The organism is Micromonospora sp. HM134 (genome assembly GCF_007833915.1).
GTDB classification, from domain to species: domain Bacteria; phylum Actinomycetota; class Actinomycetes; order Mycobacteriales; family Micromonosporaceae; genus Micromonospora; species Micromonospora wenchangensis.
Genome location: NZ_CP041061.1, coordinates 1,951,809 through 1,970,089, shown reverse-complemented (window position 1 = coordinate 1,970,089; position 18,281 = coordinate 1,951,809). Strand labels below are relative to the sequence as shown.

22 protein-coding genes are annotated in these 18,281 nt (G+C 69.7%); 10 read left to right on the top strand and 12 right to left on the bottom strand.

Annotated elements, in window-relative coordinates:
* The first annotated feature begins 177 nt into the window (after positions 1-177).
* On the top strand, positions 178-462 hold the full coding sequence (locus tag FJK98_RS09055) for a hypothetical protein (protein WP_194820728.1): 285 nt from the start codon (positions 178-180) through the stop codon (positions 460-462).
* A 110-nt stretch (positions 463-572) separates the two neighbouring features.
* Here the strand turns inward: FJK98_RS09055 and FJK98_RS09050 are convergent, their stop codons facing one another.
* The 4 genes from FJK98_RS09050 to FJK98_RS09035 all read right to left on the bottom strand — a co-directional run bounded on the left by FJK98_RS09050 (position 573) and on the right by FJK98_RS09035 (position 4,649).
* Positions 573-1,562: a sporulation protein gene (locus FJK98_RS09050; protein WP_145918617.1), complete on the bottom strand. Its 990-nt coding sequence runs from the start codon at positions 1,560-1,562 to the stop codon at positions 573-575.
* Positions 1,563-1,625: 63 nt separating this feature from the next.
* Positions 1,626-2,891, bottom strand: a complete 1,266-nt coding sequence (locus FJK98_RS09045; protein ID WP_145918616.1) for a multidrug effflux MFS transporter — start codon at positions 2,889-2,891, stop codon at positions 1,626-1,628.
* Between the two features lie 197 nt (positions 2,892-3,088).
* Positions 3,089-3,679 carry an RICIN domain-containing protein gene (locus FJK98_RS09040; RefSeq protein WP_168222403.1) on the bottom strand — a complete coding sequence of 197 codons (591 nt, stop codon included), beginning with the start codon at positions 3,677-3,679 and terminating at the stop codon, positions 3,089-3,091.
* A 301-nt stretch (positions 3,680-3,980) separates the two neighbouring features.
* On the bottom strand, positions 3,981-4,649 hold the full coding sequence (locus FJK98_RS09035) for a TetR/AcrR family transcriptional regulator (protein ID WP_145918614.1): 669 nt from the start codon (positions 4,647-4,649) through the stop codon (positions 3,981-3,983).
* A 56-nt stretch (positions 4,650-4,705) separates the two neighbouring features.
* Between FJK98_RS09035 and FJK98_RS09030 the strand changes: the two genes are divergently transcribed.
* On the top strand, positions 4,706-5,560 hold the full coding sequence (locus FJK98_RS09030) for an alpha/beta fold hydrolase (RefSeq protein WP_145918613.1): 855 nt from the start codon (positions 4,706-4,708) through the stop codon (positions 5,558-5,560).
* A gap of 18 nt (positions 5,561-5,578) precedes the next feature.
* Here the strand turns inward: FJK98_RS09030 and FJK98_RS09025 are convergent, their stop codons facing one another.
* Complete coding sequence (locus FJK98_RS09025) at positions 5,579-6,499, bottom strand: alpha/beta fold hydrolase (protein ID WP_168222402.1); 921 nt, start codon at positions 6,497-6,499, stop codon at positions 5,579-5,581.
* Positions 6,500-6,555: 56 nt separating this feature from the next.
* On the opposite strand from FJK98_RS09025, the gene FJK98_RS09020 reads away from it, so the two are divergent.
* Positions 6,556-7,140 carry a TetR/AcrR family transcriptional regulator gene (locus tag FJK98_RS09020; RefSeq protein WP_205789407.1) on the top strand — a complete coding sequence of 195 codons (585 nt, stop codon included), beginning with the start codon at positions 6,556-6,558 and terminating at the stop codon, positions 7,138-7,140.
* Between the two features lie 10 nt (positions 7,141-7,150).
* Here the strand turns inward: FJK98_RS09020 and FJK98_RS09015 are convergent, their stop codons facing one another.
* Positions 7,151-7,882 (bottom strand): phosphotransferase, encoded by a 732-nt coding sequence (locus FJK98_RS09015; protein WP_240762704.1) that lies wholly within the window; start codon positions 7,880-7,882, stop codon positions 7,151-7,153.
* Positions 7,883-8,025: 143 nt separating this feature from the next.
* On the opposite strand from FJK98_RS09015, the gene FJK98_RS09010 reads away from it, so the two are divergent.
* Complete coding sequence (locus tag FJK98_RS09010; protein WP_145918611.1) at positions 8,026-8,457, top strand: NUDIX domain-containing protein; 432 nt, start codon at positions 8,026-8,028, stop codon at positions 8,455-8,457.
* Here FJK98_RS09010 and FJK98_RS09005 read toward each other — a convergent pair.
* Complete coding sequence (locus FJK98_RS09005) at positions 8,431-8,865, bottom strand: hypothetical protein (protein ID WP_145918610.1); 435 nt, start codon at positions 8,863-8,865, stop codon at positions 8,431-8,433. The two genes, FJK98_RS09010 and FJK98_RS09005, sit on opposite strands and share 27 nt — an antisense overlap.
* 58 nt (positions 8,866-8,923) lie before the next feature.
* On the bottom strand, positions 8,924-9,289 hold the full coding sequence (locus FJK98_RS09000; protein ID WP_145918609.1) for a DoxX family protein: 366 nt from the start codon (positions 9,287-9,289) through the stop codon (positions 8,924-8,926).
* Positions 9,290-9,405: 116 nt separating this feature from the next.
* On the opposite strand from FJK98_RS09000, the gene FJK98_RS08995 reads away from it, so the two are divergent.
* The 3 genes from FJK98_RS08995 (at position 9,406) to FJK98_RS08985 (ending at position 11,547) form a co-directional block, all read left to right on the top strand.
* Entirely contained in the window at positions 9,406-9,783 is a 378-nt protein-coding gene (locus FJK98_RS08995; RefSeq protein WP_145918608.1) for a helix-turn-helix domain-containing protein, read from the top strand.
* Between the two features lie 54 nt (positions 9,784-9,837).
* Positions 9,838-10,041, top strand: a complete 204-nt coding sequence (locus FJK98_RS08990) for a hypothetical protein (RefSeq protein ID WP_145918607.1) — start codon at positions 9,838-9,840, stop codon at positions 10,039-10,041.
* Positions 10,042-10,806: 765 nt separating this feature from the next.
* A complete protein-coding gene (locus tag FJK98_RS08985; protein ID WP_145918606.1) occupies positions 10,807-11,547 on the top strand; it encodes a hypothetical protein in 741 nt (246 codons plus the stop codon).
* 144 nt (positions 11,548-11,691) lie between these two features.
* Here the strand turns inward: FJK98_RS08985 and FJK98_RS08980 are convergent, their stop codons facing one another.
* Both FJK98_RS08980 and FJK98_RS08975 read right to left on the bottom strand, forming a co-directional pair.
* Positions 11,692-11,913: a DUF397 domain-containing protein gene (locus FJK98_RS08980; protein WP_145918605.1), complete on the bottom strand. Its 222-nt coding sequence runs from the start codon at positions 11,911-11,913 to the stop codon at positions 11,692-11,694.
* Entirely contained in the window at positions 11,910-12,767 is an 858-nt protein-coding gene (locus tag FJK98_RS08975; protein WP_145918604.1) for a helix-turn-helix transcriptional regulator, read from the bottom strand. The genes FJK98_RS08980 and FJK98_RS08975 overlap by 4 nt, the downstream gene beginning before the upstream one ends.
* A 440-nt stretch (positions 12,768-13,207) precedes the next feature.
* On the opposite strand from FJK98_RS08975, the gene FJK98_RS08970 reads away from it, so the two are divergent.
* Positions 13,208-13,465, top strand: coding sequence for a DivIVA domain-containing protein (locus tag FJK98_RS08970; protein ID WP_145918603.1), 258 nt, complete (start codon positions 13,208-13,210; stop codon positions 13,463-13,465).
* Positions 13,462-13,791: a hypothetical protein gene (locus FJK98_RS08965; protein ID WP_370517021.1), complete on the top strand. Its 330-nt coding sequence runs from the start codon at positions 13,462-13,464 to the stop codon at positions 13,789-13,791. The genes FJK98_RS08970 and FJK98_RS08965 overlap by 4 nt, the downstream gene beginning before the upstream one ends.
* Positions 13,792-13,798: 7 nt before the next feature.
* Here FJK98_RS08965 and FJK98_RS08960 read toward each other — a convergent pair whose 3' ends face one another.
* Both FJK98_RS08960 and FJK98_RS08955 read right to left on the bottom strand, forming a co-directional pair.
* Positions 13,799-14,575, bottom strand: coding sequence for a DeoR/GlpR family DNA-binding transcription regulator (locus tag FJK98_RS08960; RefSeq protein WP_145918602.1), 777 nt, complete (start codon positions 14,573-14,575; stop codon positions 13,799-13,801).
* Between the two features lie 40 nt (positions 14,576-14,615).
* Positions 14,616-16,661: a beta-galactosidase gene (locus FJK98_RS08955; protein ID WP_145918601.1), complete on the bottom strand. Its 2,046-nt coding sequence runs from the start codon at positions 16,659-16,661 to the stop codon at positions 14,616-14,618.
* A gap of 282 nt (positions 16,662-16,943) precedes the next feature.
* Here FJK98_RS08955 and FJK98_RS08950 point away from each other — a divergent pair, with 282 nt between their 5' ends.
* Positions 16,944-18,269: an ABC transporter substrate-binding protein gene (locus FJK98_RS08950; protein ID WP_145918600.1), complete on the top strand. Its 1,326-nt coding sequence runs from the start codon at positions 16,944-16,946 to the stop codon at positions 18,267-18,269.
* The last annotated feature ends 12 nt before the right edge of the window (positions 18,270-18,281 follow it).

The window sequence follows — 18,281 nt, the reverse complement described above, 5'->3', positions numbered from 1 at the left end:
CACAGCAGGTGAACCGTGCCGTGGCCGACCGCGGTAGCGGGGCGAGGGAGTTGCAGGTACTCATCAAATCCTGAGGAGGACCAGATGAGCACGCAGGCTGCATCCACCAGGCCCATGAACCGGCCGATGCAGGACACCGCCCAGCGCAACGCCATGATGAACGAGCAGACCCGGCAGATGCCGGCGATGCACGACGGGCACCGGGAACCGATGCCGTCTCCGGGTACGGAGACCAAGCAGTCGTTCCTGACCACCGAGTTCTGGGTCTACGCCGCCGCAGTCGCGGTCGTGGTGATCTCCGCCTTCTGGCGCGGTACCACCACGAACGGCCTGAACATCAACAACCCGACGCAGGCGTGGTGGTTCCTGACCGCCCTGACCGGCGCCTACCTGGTGAGCCGGGGCCTGGCGAAGGCGGGTTCGGCACGGCGTTCCGGCGCCGAGCGCAAGGGTCGTCGCTGACACGGCTGACCCGAGCAGCGTGAGCTGCTGAGCACGATGGCCCCCGGGATTCCGCCCGGGGGCCATCGTCGTGCGTGCCGGTCAGCACCCGTGCCGGACCGGAACGCCTGTCACTCGAAGTCGCCGCCGAAGTCGCCACCGTCGTCGTCGCCCTCGAAGGCGTCGTCGAGCAGCTCACCGGCGACCAGGCCGCCGGCGACACCGAGCGCCGCGCCGGCCACCACGCCACCCATCCCCGGCCCCCGGCCGTGGTGGCCGTGACCGTGGCCGTGCGTCGGGTAGCCGTGGGTGGGCGCGCCGAAGCCGGACGAGGCCCGCAGGTTGCCGTACGTCGAGGTGGTCTCGCGCAGCCAGCCGTCGACGACCCGGACCCAGTCGACCCGGTCGACGTCGCCGTGCGACACGGTGTACCTGCCGAACACGTCGTGCCCGGAGCTGAGGAAGCCGCCCCGCTTGTCGCACTCCAGCACCACCTCGACCCCGTGCGGGCTGGTCACGAAGGTCAGCTCCACCTCGGAGATGGCCTGCGCGTACTGGGGCGCGGCGACGAACTCGATCTCCTGGTAGAACGGCAGCGTCTGCTGCGAGCCCCGGATGTGGCCCCGCTCCAGGTCGGCGTGCTTGAACCGGAAGCCGAGCTGCTGGAACGCGCCGAGGATGTGCTCGTGCACCGGCAGCGGGTGCACGTTGACCTGGTCGAGGTCGCTCTTGTCGACGGCGCGGGCGATGGCCAGCTCGGTCCGCAGGCCCATGGTCATGCCGTGCAGGCGCTGACCGTAGACGTCGGTGATCGGGGTCTCCCACGGCACCGGGAACTGGAACGGGATGGCGAGCTGCTGCTTGGGGGCGAGCTGGAGCGGGCCGCTGACCACCATCCGGTGGAACTCCATGACGCCCGCGTACTCGCTGTCGCCGCCCTCGATCTCGACCCGGGTGACCAGGCCGATGCCGATCTGCTCGATGTTGGCGGGGGCGTCCCCGCCGATCAGGTTCACGTTGCCGTCGAGGGTCAGGCCGGGCCGGGTGTTCGGGTTGGCCAGGACGGTGTCGACGCTGGGCCCGCCGACCCCGAACGCGCTCAGCATCTTCTTGAAGACCATCGGAACTCCCGCTTCACGGTCGGCGTACTCCACCGTGGAGCACGCACGGTTACCCGGCGCACCCTAACCGCCAGGACTGTGAAGTGGCTGAAAGGGCACACCGGGGCGGGCCAGCAGCACCAGCACCACGCAGGCCGCCACGAAGAAGACCGCCATGGCCGAGGCCATGGGCAGCAGGGTGGCGTACCCGAGGAGACCGGTGAGTGGCGTGACCAGCGCGCCGGCGAGGAAACCCAGACCACCCTGGAGCGCGGCGGTGGTGCCGGCGGAACGCCGGCCGGCCTCCTGCGCCAGCGCGGTGCTGGCCGGCAGGGTCAGGCCCATGCCGGCGACCACCACGGCGAGCAGCGTCCACGGCACGGCCAGCGGCCACCCGGCCCCCCGGTCCACCAGGGCGACGACCAGCAGCGCGAGGGTGGCCACCGTGGACGCGGCGAGCCCGGCGGCCCGCAGCCGGCCGGCGCCGAGCCGCTTGACCAGCACCCGGAACAGCAGCCCGGCGGCGGCCATGCCGGTGGCGTTGGTGGCGAAGATGAGGGTGTAGCGGGACTCGTCCACCCGGTAGGCGGTCTGGAAGACGAACGACGAGCCGCCGATGTAGGTGAAGAAGCCGGCGATGGCCAGGCACAGCACGATCAGGTTGGTGAGCACCGTCCGGTCGCGCAGCAGCCCGGCCATCCGCGACAGCGCCGCACGCGGGCCGCCGTCGTGCCGGCGGTGCGCGGGCAGCGTCTCCGGCAGGCCGACCAGCGCGGCCACCGCCATCGCCGCCCCCAGCCCGGTGAGGGCGAGGAAGACGGTACGCCAGATGCCGTGGTCGAGGATCACCCCGCCGACCGCCGGTGCCAGCACCGGGCCGAGGAAGGTCACCGAGGCGATGCTGCCGAACCGGGCGGCGGCCTGGTCGCCCTGCCACGCGTCGGTCACCATCGCCCGGCCGAGCGCCACCCCGGTGCCGGCCGCGATCCCCTGCCCGAGCCGGGCGAGCACCAGCACCCCGGCGGTCGGGGCGGCGGCGCAGAGCAGCGACAGCAACGCGAACGCCACGGTGCTCGCCAGGACGATGCCGCGCCGGCCCCGGATGTCGCTGACCGGGCCGAGCAGGAGCTGACCGGCGGCCATGCCGACGATGAACGCGGTCAGGGTCAGCTGCGCCATGGTGGCGCTGGTGTCCAGGGAGCGCCGCAGTTCGGGCAGGGCGGCGATGTACGCGTCGGTGGCGAACGGCCCCACCCCGGTCAGCAGCACCAGCGCGACCATGGACGGCCTGCCCGCCGCCCGGCCGGGTCGGTGCGACGTGGACGGCGTCTCGACCTGCGGAGGTGTCACCCATGGACCGTAGACGAGCCAACCGGCCGGTAGCGACGACACCCTGAGACCTCGCCTGCTTGATTCACCACGTCCCGCCGATTTGGCGGCATACCCGACCTCGGGTATCGCCACATCGGCGGCACGTCGTCCACGTCCATGGCCGGCCCGCCACCCGAGCCACCTGGCCCGGCACCGCGAACGTTCATGTCATGGCACTAGCTGATAACCCACTTCGCGTAATCGCCCGCCCCACTCGGAGACGGAGACGGAGACGAAGAGGGGGCGGGGGAGGGAGAGGCGCTTCCACCCTCATTCAGGCACGACATCAGGACGACGATCGTCCCAGGCGTCGGGTTGTCCCCGTAGATGGAGAGACACCACCCGCCCGACAGACCGCTCAGTAGTCTGCCACCATTGGTGAGGGTCCACTGTTGGTTGGGGTTGATGGAACCGCAGGACCAGTCGAGCACGGAAGTTCCGTCGGCGGTCACGCCGTTCAGGACATCGGCGCATCGACTCGGATCGGCCTGGGTGGAGAGATTACCGGCGTTCCCAGCACTGAAAGCCCAGCTCATGGGCTTCCCGCCCTGGGCGCATGGCATGACGACCAGCGGTGCCCCATCGAATGCGTTGCCGTTGTAGAGGGTCAGACACAATCCGGAGTCCGGATTCTTGAGCTGATAGTAGTTGGCGTTGACACCCACTTTCGTGTCATTCCGGTCGGGAGTTTCCAGTTGCGCCGTGGCACCGGCGGCCGGCCACACCAGAAGACTCAGCGCGAGAAGGGTGGCTCCGATTCCCGCCACGAGGGCACGGTGATCACGACGGAGACGACTCATACGTTAATCCATTCGTAGATGTGAATACTTCTTCCAAGTATCCGGATGCGGGCGGGAGATTGCAATAGCCGTTCAACCATGGCATCGATCACCACCCCTTCCCCCGATCGTCCGGCCGGAGCCCACCGCTCATCGTCGTGCCACTACGAAAGTAAACAGGATTCCCGAAATGGGGATTCGCCGGTCCGCCATTACCGAACCGGCTCGCCGGCACATTGCTCGAATTGCATGTCGAGAAAAAGGCGCAGGTCACCTTGTGGAGGTTGCCTCACCCGGCGTCGTCGACGAGCAGTCCGCGCAGGACGCTGCGTACCGTCGTCGCGAAGAGGTCGCGGGGCGCGGACGGTGACGGGTCGGTGACGGCGGCGACCAGGTTCGGGTATGCCGCCAGGTCGATGCCGGCGAAGCCGACCGGCGGCGCGGCGGACTCCTGCCGGGCGAACAGCGACGTCACCCCGGTCATCATGGCGATCGCCTCGAACTTGGTGGTGGTCGCGGCCGGCACCGGCCGCAGGACGGCCAGGCAGTGGTCGAACCAGGCCAGGCTCTGCGGGCCGGGGGCGGTCGGCCGGGGCAGGACCGCCACCAGCCAGGGGTGCCGCCGGTAGAGGTCGAGCTGCCGCCTCGCGAGACGCAGCATGGTGTCGAGCCAGTCGCCGCCGGCCTCCGGGTAGGGGCGCAGCTCCCCCGCCGCCCGGTCGACCATCAGGTCGAGCAGGTCGTCGCGGGAGGACAGGTAGCGGTAGAGCGAGCCGGCGCCGGTGTGCAGCGCGGCGGCGACCGCCCGCATGGAGACCGCGCCGATGCCGTCGGCGTCGGCAACCGCGATCGCGGCGGCCACGATCTCGTCCCGGGAGTGCGAAGGCGCGGGACCGCGCTGCCCCCGGGCCGGCCGGGACCAGATCGGCGGACGCGCTGGCTCGTCGGGTGAGGTCACCGCTACACTCTAAAACTGCGAACACCGTTCGCGGTTTTGATGTCGGGGAGGACGAGATGGAACAGCACTGGACCGTGCAGCGGGTACCGGCGGCCGACGACGCCGAGATCGTGCTCCACTCCACCGGCAGCGGGCCGGGCATCATCGTGGTGCACGGCGGCGGCGTCACCATCGGCATCTACCGCCGGTTGGCCCTGCGGCTGGCCGACCGGTTCACCGTGCACCTCTACAACCGTCGCGGGCGGGACGACGCGGCGGCCCGCGCCGAGCCCTACGACGGCGAGCAGGACGTCGACGACCTCGCCGCGCTGCTGGCCGCCACCGGGGTCGGCAACGTGCTCGGCCACAGCGGCGGCGGCTTCGTGGCCCTGCGCGCCGCCGCCCGGGGGCTGCCGATCGACCGGCTCGCCCTCTACGACCCGGCGGTGCAGGTCAACGGTCTGTTCCCGCTCGACTGGGTGCCCGCCGCCCGCGCGGCGGCACACGCGGGCGACATCGCCCGCGCCATGGCGATCACCGGGGCCGGCCTCAACACCCAGTCGGCCACGTCGCGCCTGCCACTGGCCATCCAGGTGGCCATCTGCCGGCTGTTCCTGCGTACGCCGATCGGGCGCGGCATGGGCGAACTGCTGCCGACCACCCTGGACGAGAGCGCGCTGATCCAGCACCACGACAGCCCGCCGCAGCGGTGGGCCGGCGTCACCGCCGAGGTGCTGTTGGCCTGCGGCGGCAGCGGTCCGCCCTACTACCGGCCGATCAACGAGGCGCTGGCCGGGGCGCTGCCGCACGCCCGCACGCTGGTGGTGCCGCGCGCCGGTCACGACGCGCTCAACCGGGCCCCGCAGCACCTGGTCGACGCGCTCGCCGACTTCTTCACCACCCCGGTCCCCTCGGAGCGGACCCACTCCTGACCCGGCAGGGGGCCGTCCTCAGCCGTGCGGCACGGCCGACGCCGGCCCGCCACCGAGGAAGCCGGTCAGGATCTCGGTGAACCGGGCCGGCTGCTCCTCGGCGGCGTAGTGGCCGCAGTCGTCGATGACCGCCTCGGTGACGTCGTCGGCGGCCAGGCGCATCGTCCGGGCGACCAGCGCGCCACTGTAGAGCGCGCCGCCGATGGCGAGCACCGGCAGCGTCAGCCGGGTCTTCGCGCGCTGTTCGTTCTGCGCGATCGTCGCGTCCAGCGCCCGGTAGTAGCCGAAGCTGGCCCGTAGCCCGTGCGGGTCCGCGACGATCGCGTCGACGTAGACGTCGACGGCGTACGCGGGGATGGTGGTCGGGGTGGCGGCCTTCGTGGCGAACTGGTAGCCGAAGAACAGCCGCTCCCGGCCCCGGACCAGCGCCTCGCTGAGGTCGTCGAGCCGGTTGAAGCCGAAGTGCCAGAACCGCTGGCTGACCTCGGCCGGGCTGAAGAACGACGGGGTCGGCGTGAGGCCCGGGATGATCGCGTCGACGACGGCGAGCCGGCCCACCCGCCCGGGGTGGTCGGCGGCGAGGGCGTACCCGGTCCACATGCCGATGTCGTGGCCGACGACGTCGAACCGGTCGTGCCCGAGTGCGGTCATCAGGGCGACCAGGTCGGCGGCGAGCGTGCCGGCGTCGTACCCGTCGTCGGGTTTGTCGGAGAGGCCGGTCCCGCGCTGGTCGACGGCGACGACGGTGTGCGTACGGGCGAGCGCGGGCATCACCTTCCGCCAGGCGTACCAGGTCTGCGGCCAGCCGCCGACCAGCAGCAGCGGCGGGCCGTCCCCGCCGGTGACGGCGTGCAGCCGCAGCCCGTCCAGCTCGACGAGCCGGCTGGTGAAGACGTCGGTGAAGCCGTCGGGCAGCCGCAGCGAACTCAGGGTTGTCATGCCGGCGACCATACCCATCTTGGAACGATCGATACAAGATAGGTATGCTGACGAACATGGCGGGCCGCAAGCAGTTCGACGTGGACGAGGCGCTACGACGCGCCATGCACGTCTTCTGGCGCTGGGGCTGGTCGGAGGCCTCCATCGACCGCCTCACCGAGGGCACCGGCCTCGGCCGCAGCTCGCTCTACGGCACCTTCGGCGACAAGAGCGCCCTCTTCCGCAGCAGCCTCCAGCTCTACACACAGACCTACCACCCGCTGTACGACCAGGCGCTACGCGGCCCCCACCCGGACCCGGGCGCCGTGACGGCCGCCTTCCTCCAGGTCACCCTGAACCGCATCGCCGACCCGACCGTGCCGGACGGCTGCCTGGTCACCGTGTCGGCAACGCAGTTCCCGGCCCTCGACGCGGAGGGCCGGGCGATGGTCCGCGCCGTGATCGACGGCCTGCGGGCGATGCTGGAACAGGCGATGCTGGCGGCGGGGGCGGGCGAACGGGAGGCCGCCGAGTGGGCGTTGTGCACGCTGGCGACGAACAAGTCCCTGGCGGTGCTGAGCCGCGCCGGCTTCTCCGGCGAAGACCTGGCCACCGTGGCCGCAGCCGCCGCCCGCCGCCGCGACCAGGCTCCCGGCCGGTGACGGGCGTCGATCACCGCATCCAGAAGCTGGCCGGAAGGGCTTCGACGTCGGTCGCGGACCGTTCGAGGAGCGCCGCGACGGGCAGCAAAGCCGTCGCCGCAGCATCCCCGGCGTCGGCCAGGTGACGGATCACGTCCGCCTGCCGCCGGGCCCGCTGCGGCACGGCGGCGGCGAACCCACCCCGGTCGCCCTCGTAGCCGTACGCGTCGAGCAGCAGGCGCAGCCGGCGGGCCCGCTCGCGCAGGTCGTCGTCGCTCAACGGGCTGCCGTCGCGCGGTGAGGCCAGCGGCACCCAGGTCAGCGCGGAGAACGCCAGGTCCCAGTCCCGCGACGACGGGCCGGCGGTGTCCCAGTCGCAGAACCCGACCAGCCGGTCACCGTCCACCACCGCGTTGTAGGGGGACGCGTCCTGGTGCCCGACGACCAGCCCGGGGCCCATCGTGCGGCCGACGAACCAGCACTCGTCCGGCGGCGGCGTGAAGCCGGCGGTCAGGTCGTGGACCCGGCGCAGCCACCGGCCGACCTGGACCAGCATCGCGTCGTCCGTCGCCCAGTCGGGCCAGGGCTCCCGGCCGCCGATCGTCTCCCCCGGCAGATAGCTGAGCATCTCGCGGCCCTGGTCGTCGAAGCCGAGGGCGCGGGGAGCGGCGTCGAACCCGGCATCCTCCAGATGTCGCAGCACCGCGTGCACGGTGGTCGTCCACCGCGACGCCCGCTTGTGTACGACACCATCGATCAACATGGCACCCGTGGTGTTACCGCCGGGAAGCACCTCTTCACGCATCTGCCCGGTATACCGGGCGTTGCGACGCCGACGACACCGAATTTCGTACGACCGGACCCGGCCATGGCCCGACTGTCCGACCCCTGTGCTCGAATGCCGGCATGCACATCGTCGTCTGCGGGGCGCTCGTGGTGAACGACGCGGTCCTGCTGGTGCACCGCAGTCCGGCCCGCCGGGCGTACCCGGATCTGTGGGATCTGCCCGGGGGTCACGTCGAAATGGGCGAGTCCGAACGACAGGCCCTCGCCCGTGAGTTGCGCGAGGAGGTGGGCGTCGAGATCGTCGCGGAGTCCTGCTCCCCGCTGGGCGACCTGCGGTCCGGCAGCGGCGAGGACGCCGTACACGTCGGTGTGTGGCACGTCGGAGCCTGGCTCGGCTCCCCCACCAACCGTGCGCCCCACGAGCATGACGACCTCGCCTGGGTCGGGCTCAGCGAGTTGGGCGGTCTTCCCCTCGTGCACGGTGGCCTACCGGCGCTGCTCCGTGCCCTCGACGGGCCGCCCGCCTCACGCCTGGTCGAGGAGGTGGCGTGACGGGAGGTAGTCGATCTTCGTGTCGGCGTAGACGCCGAGGGTGCCGTCGTCGAGGCACCGCAGGCCGACGCTGAGCCAGCGCACCTCGCCGTCGGCGTGGAGCGCGTAGCCGACCGCGACGGCGAACTCCTCACCCCCGCAGGGGCAGGAGCAGGACTCGTGACCGGCCTCGACCCAGTAGTCGGCGCTGTCACCGATGAAGGCGACCGCGCCGCAGGCGAGGCAGGTCCGCCGGGTCGCCTCCTCCTCGTCGATGTCGACGCGGAAGGCACGGCCGTCGCACCCGGCGCACCGGGACTCCACCACCGTGTCCACCGGGTAGCCGCCCGCTGCGAAGTAGCGGAGGTAGTCGGCGAGGTCGTCGACGTTCTCCCCGCGCCACAACTCCCCGGACCTGTCGAGTGTCATCCCGGCATTCTGCCCGGTGCCGGCGGTGCGTCGGCCAGCGGATGACCCCCCGTCCGGTTCAGACCCAGGTGGTGGCCAGCCAGGTGGCGACGGCGGGGGTCACCAGCAGGACGATGTTGAGACCGATCTGGCGGATCTCACCCCGGGACAGGTGCACCGTGATGCCGCCGACCTGGATCAGGACGAGCCCGACGGCCGCCGCGACCGCGAGCCAGGGCGCGATCCCGGTCAGCGGCGGCAGGACCAGGCCGGCCGCGCCGAGAACCTCCAGCACCCCGATGGTCCGGACCAACGGCATGGGTACGCGGTCGACCCAGCCCATCATCGGCCGGAGCTGCTCCTGGCTCTGGGTGACCTTCTTGCCCCCGGCGTAGAGATAGAAGACGGCCAACAGGGCGGCGACGATCCAGTAGGCGAGTGTCATGACGGGCCCTCCAGCTCTGAACGCGATGGTTACGGGAAGGAACTAGCCACATCATGTGTCACTATCGGAGGGCTTACAAAAGGCACACGGGTGTGCGTAAGGCACAGGGGGTGGTCATGTCGCAGTACGAACACACCTGCATGATCCGGGGCGACGGCGGCCGGACGATCCGGGCGATCCTCGACCGGATCTGCAACAAATGGACGCTGCTGATCGTGGCGACCCTCGACGGGGGCGCGCTGCGGTTCACCGAGCTGCACCAGCAGATCCCCGGCATCTCCCAGCGCATGTTGACGCTGACCCTGCGCCACCTGGAGCACGACGGTCTGGTGTCGCGCACGGCGTACGCGGAGGTCCCGCCCCGGGTGGAGTACGCGCTGACCCCCACCGGCAAGAGCCTCATCCCGCCCGCGCTGGCCCTCGCCGGCTGGGCCATCGAACACGTCCCCCACATCGAGGCCAGCCGGGCGCTGCACCAGGGGCCCACCGGATGACAGGTCCACCAGGCGGCTCCCGGCCGGTCCGGTCCAACCGGCTAGGCTGACCACATGCGGCAGGAACTGAAGGAGCTGACCTTCTCCGACCACTCTGAGTGGTTCGGCTTGGGCCCGCTGTTGTTCGCCGTCCTGGCCGGCATCCGCGCGATCGTGGCCGATGAGCCCTTCGCCCGCTGGGCCTGGGTCGCCGTCGCCGCCGTCATGCTGATCATCTGCGCCGTCTATGTGATCTGGGCGATGAAGAAGCGCTCCTGAGACCCGACGGCAGTGAACCCATCGACCACCCACCGACGGGGGTCCTGCACTTCTGAGTGGGCTCCACCTCTGTCGTGTTGACCACAGCCTCGACAGGTCAGCCACCACAGGAATGATCGTGCCCACCGAGACACTGCAAGATTCCCACCGCGTAGGGCCAGGCCGACGCGTTCGCCGCCTTCCCCCGGCGGCGGGCTCCGCCCGGGGGGTGCTGATGTACCCGGCCGGCCGTGGCACGCCCTCGGTGGCATCCTGATCGGAACGATCCCGGCGTCCACGGCCACCCCGGAGGCAAACCTACCTGGGCCCGCCCGCTCACGCCGCCATGCAACACCCCTTCCACAAACGGCTGGCGGGGCAATCGCTCCGGAAGCCGCCGCGCACTTGATCCACCATCGGCCACAAAAGGCCTCCCACTTTCGGCGATCCGGAAGCCCCTGATCAGGCCTGAACCTGTCGTCGACTGCGCTCTTGCATGACATCGGGTTGAAGCTGCACGAGGATCGTCCAGTCGTCGTCATCGGTGCGGTGTCGCATCGCCGGGGACACGTCGTTTCATGCCCACGACTATTCACCAGCTTCGACCAAGCCGTCGTGCACGCCGACCTGCTCACACCCAACTGGCGGTGGGCATCGGCTGTGTCGGCCCGGGATGCGCAGATCGCCGCATGCGGGCGCACCACGACTTGCTGCCGATCGGTATGCTGACACCTCTTCGCATACACATTGATCAAACAATCTTGATCGACGCTTGGGGCATCCGACGTGAAGCTATACGAACGCAAGTCTGAGGTCATAGAGGAGTGGGCCCTACTCGCCTTCCTCCTCGCCTGCTTCCTTCTTGCATTCTTTAAAGACATCTACCCTGTCCTCGACAAAGGCCTGACTGCCGCAGTTTTCGCAAGTGCGTTCTTCATCCTCAAGCAGATCCGCGACCTCCGCATCGAGGTGCGCTCCCTCGACGACCCTCCGGAGAAGCACTATCCTTCCGCGCGAGAGTTCTACGAGTCGGCCGCACGTGCCGTGAAGCGATCCCAGCACCAGATCTGCGCTACATACTTCAGGAACAACAAGCCAACGAAAGACTTCGGCAAGGCCGCGGAGCAATACTTCGACGCGGTTCTGAGGTTTGCGAAGGAGAAGGGGACGGTGCGACGCATCATAAAGGTGACCAACCCAGAACTTGCATCGTGGTGCCGGGAGCAGGAAATGCTCGATCGAAGCATCCCCACATACTACGTGAGAGTCCTCAATCCAACTCAAGGCAATGTGGAGCCCATGAACATGGCAATTATGGACAAGACCATCACCTACCTACTTTTTGCAGACCACACCGACACCCAACTTGGCGGCGTCCGGCCGACCGGAAAGCAATTAGCAGAGTTTCTCCAGGCAAGATTCGACGAGCATTGGAGATTGGCCACTCCAATTAGGGATTACGTGGAGAGCGATGAATTCAAGTCGCTGCTACGGGGCGATGGCGACGTCAAGCGCGGTCGACCCTGATTGAACAACCCGGCCCTCACGCGCTTTACATAGCCACGCTCCAATCAACAAGTTCTGACGCGAGGTGAGCATGCTCGCCCGCAGCGCCACGAGGGGTAGCAACATCCACGTCGCCACCCCTCGCCCCGCCCGAAGGGCTGCGAGTCAGGCGTCGACGAAGTCGAACTCACCGCCCTTGACGCCACCGACGAAGGCCGTCCACTCGTCAGCCGTGTAGATGATCGTCGCCGCGTCACGGGCCTTGCTGTGCCGCACCGCCACCCGACCGGAGCCGTCGAGCAGCGGCCCCGCCTCGACACAACTCCCGCCGTTGTCGTTGCTCTTCGTGCTGATGTGCCAGGCCACCGCCGGCAGACTTTCGCTCATGACAACCCCTCCACGACGCTTACGATCAACTGACCCGACTCGCCGGTGCTCAGCGCAGCCGCTCTCAGCCGATCGTATACGCGAACGAAATTCATTGATCTTGGCGCTTCCACATAGAGTCGGCCGGCCAGGTTCTCCACATAGGCAACTGCCGGATAGGGCTTCGGCAATGTGAAGACCGTGAACGCACCGTCCATGCCCGCGTGAAGGGCCTTCGTGGAGGGCAACACCAAGATCTCCACGTTCCGTCGAGGTGCCAGTTCGAGAAGATGTTCAAGCTGTGCGCGCATTGTCGAGGGCCCACCAACCAGTCGGCGTAGGACGCTCTCATCCAGCACCGCACCGACCTTCGTCTTTCCATCCAGTACCTTCTGCCGCTCGGTGCGCAACTCCACCCACCGTGCCACCGTCGCGTCAGGAACACCGGGCTCCTCCGCGTTGCGGATCACCGCTTCGGCATAGGCCCGGGTCTGCAACAGACCGGGCAGCAGCATCGTGTTGTACGAACCGATGTGCTCGGCGCGGCCCTCCAGCCACGGGTACTCGATGAAGGACGAGTCGACGACGTCGCCGTAGTCCTCGTCCCAGCGGTCGGTGCGCCACACGTCCTCGGCCAGCGCCAGCAGGCGGGCCCGCTCGGCGGCGTGATGGAAACCGTAGAGGTCGAGCAACGCGACGACGTCGCCCTTGCGGATCGGCCAGTCCGCCCGCTCGTAGCGGCCGAGCGCCGACATGTCGCGTTGCAGGTGCTCCGAGACGAGTTTCAAGGTCATTCCGCGTTCTTCCCGTAGGGCGCGGAGTTGTTGGCCGAGCCACTGCGCGCGCAGGGTCCGTATGAACGGCTTGTGCGGCATGATCCACCTCTCGAAAAAAGTTGACGAGGCCCGCGAAGGAACCGTTGCTCCAGTTCCAGCCCACTGGAAATGTGGCCTTCGGGTGAGGGTGATCACCGGCCCCCGGGGACGCCCGGTGCAAGCGCAGTAACCGCGGCTGTGCCGACAGCCGAGAAGGTGACGAGAGACGGCTTCGCGGGTGGCAACCGCATACCGGATCTCGTCGGGCCTCTACGTGGAGCCGCACTCGCGTTCTTCTGCCGGCTCCGACCGACTTGTTGAATACCTATCACGGCGGCGTGGGTCACCGCGACCCCGTAGCGCGCGACACCAGCACATCCACCGGCAGCCCGGTGGCCGTACCCGCCGAATGAGGCTGCGGTCGCCGGGCGGGGGCGGCCCTGCCCGGACATTCCCCGCCGTCAGGGCCGCCCCATCCAGCACCCATCAGGAGGCGACCGATGACCCGCGACGCCCGCCCCGACGGCACCCTGTCGGCCCGGCTGCATCCGCTTCTGGTCCGTGACCACCAGTTCGCCACCGCCGGCTTCGGTCGTCGTGGGCTCGACCCCCGGGAGGTACGCCGGTTCCTGCACCGGCTCGCGCTGGAACTGGCCAGCCTGCATCAGGAGGTGACCCGGCTGACCGAGGAGAACACGAAGCTCAAACGGTTGCTGCGGGACCGGCGCAGCGCCCAGGCCAACCGGTCCCTGTGGTGAACCCGCCGGCAGCGCCCGACCCGGACCCGGTCCTCGCGCCGCTGCCGGTGGCCGCCGTCGAGAGGGTGGCCGGCCGGGACGACGGTCCCCGGTACGTGGTGCACCTGCCCGTCACCGCCACGGACCGGGATCGGGCGTTGCGCTTCGCGTACACGCTGGCCCGTTCGCTGGCGTCGGTTCCGGGCGTCGAGATCGCCGGTGCCACGGTCTCCGCCGAGGACGCCCAGCACGTACGACGGTGGGTGTTCTGTGACCGGATCACGGCCGACCGGCGGCGCTGCCGGGCGCGGGCCGGGCACGACGGGCCGTGCGACCCCGACCGGTGAGCCGGGGTCAGTCGACCTCGACGACGACCAGCTCACCGACCTGTTCGCCGATCTGCTGCCGGCCGTCCGGCGGCAGACCGGCGTCGGTGATCAGCAGGTCGGCCTCGGCCAGCGGGGCGATGGTGGCGATGCCGATCGTCTCCCACTTGGTGTGGTCGGCCAGCACCACCAGGTGCCGGGCGGCCCCGATCAGCCGCTTGTTGACCGCCGCCTCCAGCAGGTTGGGGGTGGTGAACCCGGTGCGCGGGCTCATCCCGTGCACGCCGAGAAAGAGCAGATCCACGTTCAGGGTACGGATCGCCGCCTCGGCCACCGGCCCGGTCAGCGCGTCCGACGGGGTACGGATGCCGCCGGTCAGCACCACCGTCTGATCGACGCGCGGGTTCTGGTAGAGCGCGTCGGCGACCGGGATCGAGTTGGTCACCACGGTCAGCCCGGGTACGTCGCCGAGCAGGGTGGCCAGCGCGGCGGTGGTGGTGCCGGCCGACAGCGCGACGGCCATCCCCGGCTCGACCATCCGGGCGGCCCGGCCGGCGATGGCCCGTTTCTCGTCCTGCTGGCGGATCGACTTCGCGGCGAACCCGGGTTCCTCGGCGGACCCGGGGCCGGCCAGGGTCGCCCCGCCGTGCACCTTGTCGACCAGCCCCCGTTCGGCGAGCACCTCCAGGTCGCGGCGGATCGTCATGTCGGAGACGCCGAACCGGCTGACCAGGTGGCTGACCCGCACCCCGCCGCGCTGCCGGATCAGCTCCAGGATGGCGTTCTGCCGTTGCTGAGCGAGCATCGAACCTCCCAACCGCGCGGACGAGGGAACGGTACGCAGGTCAGGCCGCTGCGGCCGGGGACGGTTCACCCGCTGGGACCGCCCCGCTCACGGCCGGCTCCTCCCGGACCACGGCCACCTCGCCGGCCGGTACCCGCAGCGTGCCGTCGCAGGGCTGCCCGGTGAGCAGGTCGGTGCCGGTCACGTCGAGGGTCGCCTCGGCGTCGGTGTGGTTGACCACGAACAGCCAGGACCGGTCGTCGGCGCGGCGGCGGACCACCTCGACGCCGGTCGGGGCGGCGACCGGCGGGCGTGCCCCGGCCTCGGTGAGCAGCCGGCCCACCAGGGCGTCGGTGGCCGCCTCGTCGAGCCGGGTGGCCAGGTACCAGGCGCTGCCGTCGCCGACCCGGTGCCGGGTCAGCGCGGGCACGCCCGGCAGCGGACCGTCCTCGTAGGACGCGACGACCTCCGCGCCGGCCGGGTGCAGCCACTCGGTCCACACGTCGGCGGTGGAGCCGTCGTCGAGGGTGACGCGCTCGCCGGCCAACAGCGGGAAGAACTCTTCGGTACGCACCCCGAGCAACTCCCGGAACGCCCCCGGGTAGCCGCCGAGTCGGATGTGGTCGTGCTCGTCGACGATCCCGCTGAAGTACGTCACCAGCGCCGTCCCGCCTGCGGCGACGTACCGGCGCAGCGCCTCGGCGTCGGCGTCACGGACCAGGTAGAGGGTGGGGACGAGGACCAGCCGGTAGCCGGACAGGTCGGTCGACGGGTGCACCACGTCGGCGGTGACCCCGGCCCGCCACAGCGCGTCGTAGAGCGCCCGCATCCGGTCGGGGTAGGTGACGTCGACGCTGGGGTGGGAGTCCAGTTCGACGCCCCACCACGCCTCCCAGTCGAACAGGATCGCCACCTCGGCCTCGACCCGGCTGCCGCGCACCTCGGCCAGGGCGGCGAGGTCCGCGCCGAGCCGGCAGACCTCGTCGAAGACCTTGGTGTCGGCGCCGGCGTGCGGGACCAGGGCGGAGTGGTACTTCTCCGCGCCGGCCCGGGAGGCCCGCCACTGGAAGAACAACACCCCGTCGGCGCCGCGCGCCACGTGGGTGAGGCTGTTGCGGCGGAGTTGGCCGGGGGTCTTGGCGACGTTGCGGGGCTGCCAGTTGACCGCGCTGGTGGAGTGTTCCATCAGCAGCCACGGGTCGCCGCCGGCGACGCTGCGGGTCTGGTCGGCGGCGAACGACAGGCCGAGGTGGGCGTACGGGTCGGTGGCCATGAGGTAGTGGTCGTTGGCGACCAGGTCCACGTCGGACGTCCACGAGTGGTAGTCCATGTGCTTGGCCATGCCGATCATGAAGTTGGTGGTGACCGGCTGCCGGACCCGCCGCTTGAGCACCTCCCGCTCGGCGCGCAACTGGGCCCGCTGCTCGTCGGAGGAGAAGCGCAGGAAGTCGAGCTGCTGGGTGGGGTTGGCGATGGTCAGCGTCGCCCGGGGCGGGTTGATCTCGGCCCAGTCGTGGTAGTGCTGGCTCCAGAAGGCGGTGCCCCAGGCGTCGTTGAGCCGGTCGAGGTCGCCGTAGCGCTCGCGCAGCCAGCCCCGGAACGCCTCGGCGCTGACGTCGCAGTAGCAGTGCACGTTGTGGCAGCCCAGCTCGTTGGAGACGTGCCACATGACCACGGCGGGGTGGTCGGCGTACCGGTCGGCGACCGTCTCGACCAGGGCGAGCGAGCGCTCCCGGAAGATCGGCGAACTGGGGCAGTACGCCTGCCGCCCGCCGGGCCACCGCACGGCGCCGTCGACGCCACGCGGCAGCGTCTCGGGGTGCCGGTGGGCCAGCCACGGGGGCGGGCTGGCGGTGGCGGTGGCCAGGTCGACGTGGATGCCTCCGGCGTGCAGGACGTCGAGGGCGCGGTCGAGCCAGCCGAACTCGTACCGACCGGGGGACGGTTCGAGCAGAGCCCAGGAGAAGATTCCGACCGAGACGAGGTTGACGCCGGCCCGACGCATGAGCGCGACGTCGTCGGCCCAGACCTGCTCGGGCCACTGCTCGGGGTTGTAGTCGGCGCCGAAGTAGATTCCGTCGCCCTGCCAGCTGCCGTGTTGCCGCATGAGAGCAGAGCGTGCCCCTAGCGGTCGATCAAGTCAACACTTTCCAACACCGGCCCGCTTTCCAACGTTTACCCCCAGGATCGCGCACGGCTCCGGCGATACCGATCCGGAGCTGCCCTCTTGACAGGCGCGTACGGACGGGTAGCTTCAAGCGCCACCGGGAGTTTGTGTTCGCCAATGTTCGTTCTCGGTGGATCTATGTTGGCATTCCCGAACAGCCCCTCCCCCACCACCACTGACGGCCCTCGGGCGCAGCGCACCTCTTCATCCGCAGGAGGCACCATGTCCCGTCCCCGCACCGAAGCCGAGTATCTCGCCCGGCTCGTACCGTCCTCCGTCGCCGGCATCGGACGACGTTCCCTGCTCACCGGGGTCGGCGCGGGCGCGCTGCTCGGCACCGGGCTGCTCGCCGGCTGCGGCTCCGACTCCGACTCGGGCAGCGACAGCAAGGAGGTGTCGGTCGGCTCCAACCAGTCCGACCCGCAGCCCAAGGGGGTCATCGCCAAGGTGATGGACGGGTTCAAGACCTCGTCCGGCATCACCACCAAGATCAACACGGTGGACCACAACACCTACCAGGAGAACATCAACAACTACCTCCAGGGCAAGCCGGACGACGTGTTCATGTGGTTCGCCGGCTACCGGATGCGCTTCTTCGCCGCCAAGGGACTGGCCGGCGACATCAGCGACCTGTGGGGCAAGCTCTCCGGCTACTCCGACGCGTTCAAGAAGGCGTCCACCGGGGACGACGGCAAGCAGTACTTCGTACCGTCGTCGTACTACCCGTGGGCGGTCTTCTACCGTAAGTCGGTCTGGAAGCAGTACGGCTACCAGGTGCCGACCACGCTCGACCAGCTCACCACCCTCAGCGCGCAGATGAAGAAGGACGGGCTCACCCCGATCGCGTTCGCCGACAAGGACGGCTGGCCGGCGATGGGCACCTTCGACATCCTCAACCTGCGGATCAACGGCTACCAGTTCCACATCGACCTGATGGCGGGCAAGGAGGCGTGGACCTCCGACAAGGTCAAGAAGGTCTTCGACACCTGGGCCGGGCTGCTCCCGCTGCACCAGCCGGACAGCCTGGGCCGCACCTGGCAGGAGGCCGCCCAGTCGTTGCAGCAGAAGAAGAGCGGCATGTACCTGCTCGGCCTCTTCGTCGCCCAGCAGTTCGGCAACGACGAGCAGGACGACATCGACTTCTTCACCTTCCCCGAGATCGACCCGGCCATCGGGGCCAAGGCCCTGGACGCGCCGATCGACGGCTACATGCTGGCCCGCAAGCCGAAGGCCGAGGCCAACGCCAAGAAGCTGCTGGAGTTCGTCGGCTCCAAGGAGGCCGCCGACATCACGGTGAAGAACGACCCGACCACGCTGGTCGCCAACAGCGGCGCGGACACCAGCGGCTACACGGCCCTACAGAAGAAGGCCGCCGAACTGGTCGGCTCGGCCACCGAGATCGCCCAGTTCCTCGACCGGGACACCCGGCCGGACTTCGCCTCCACCGTGATCATCCCGGCGCTCCAGCAGTTCATCAAGAACCCCAAGGACATCGACGGGCTGGTCAACAGCATCGAGAACCAGAAGAAGTCGATCTTCACCAGCTGACGGCGAGAGGGG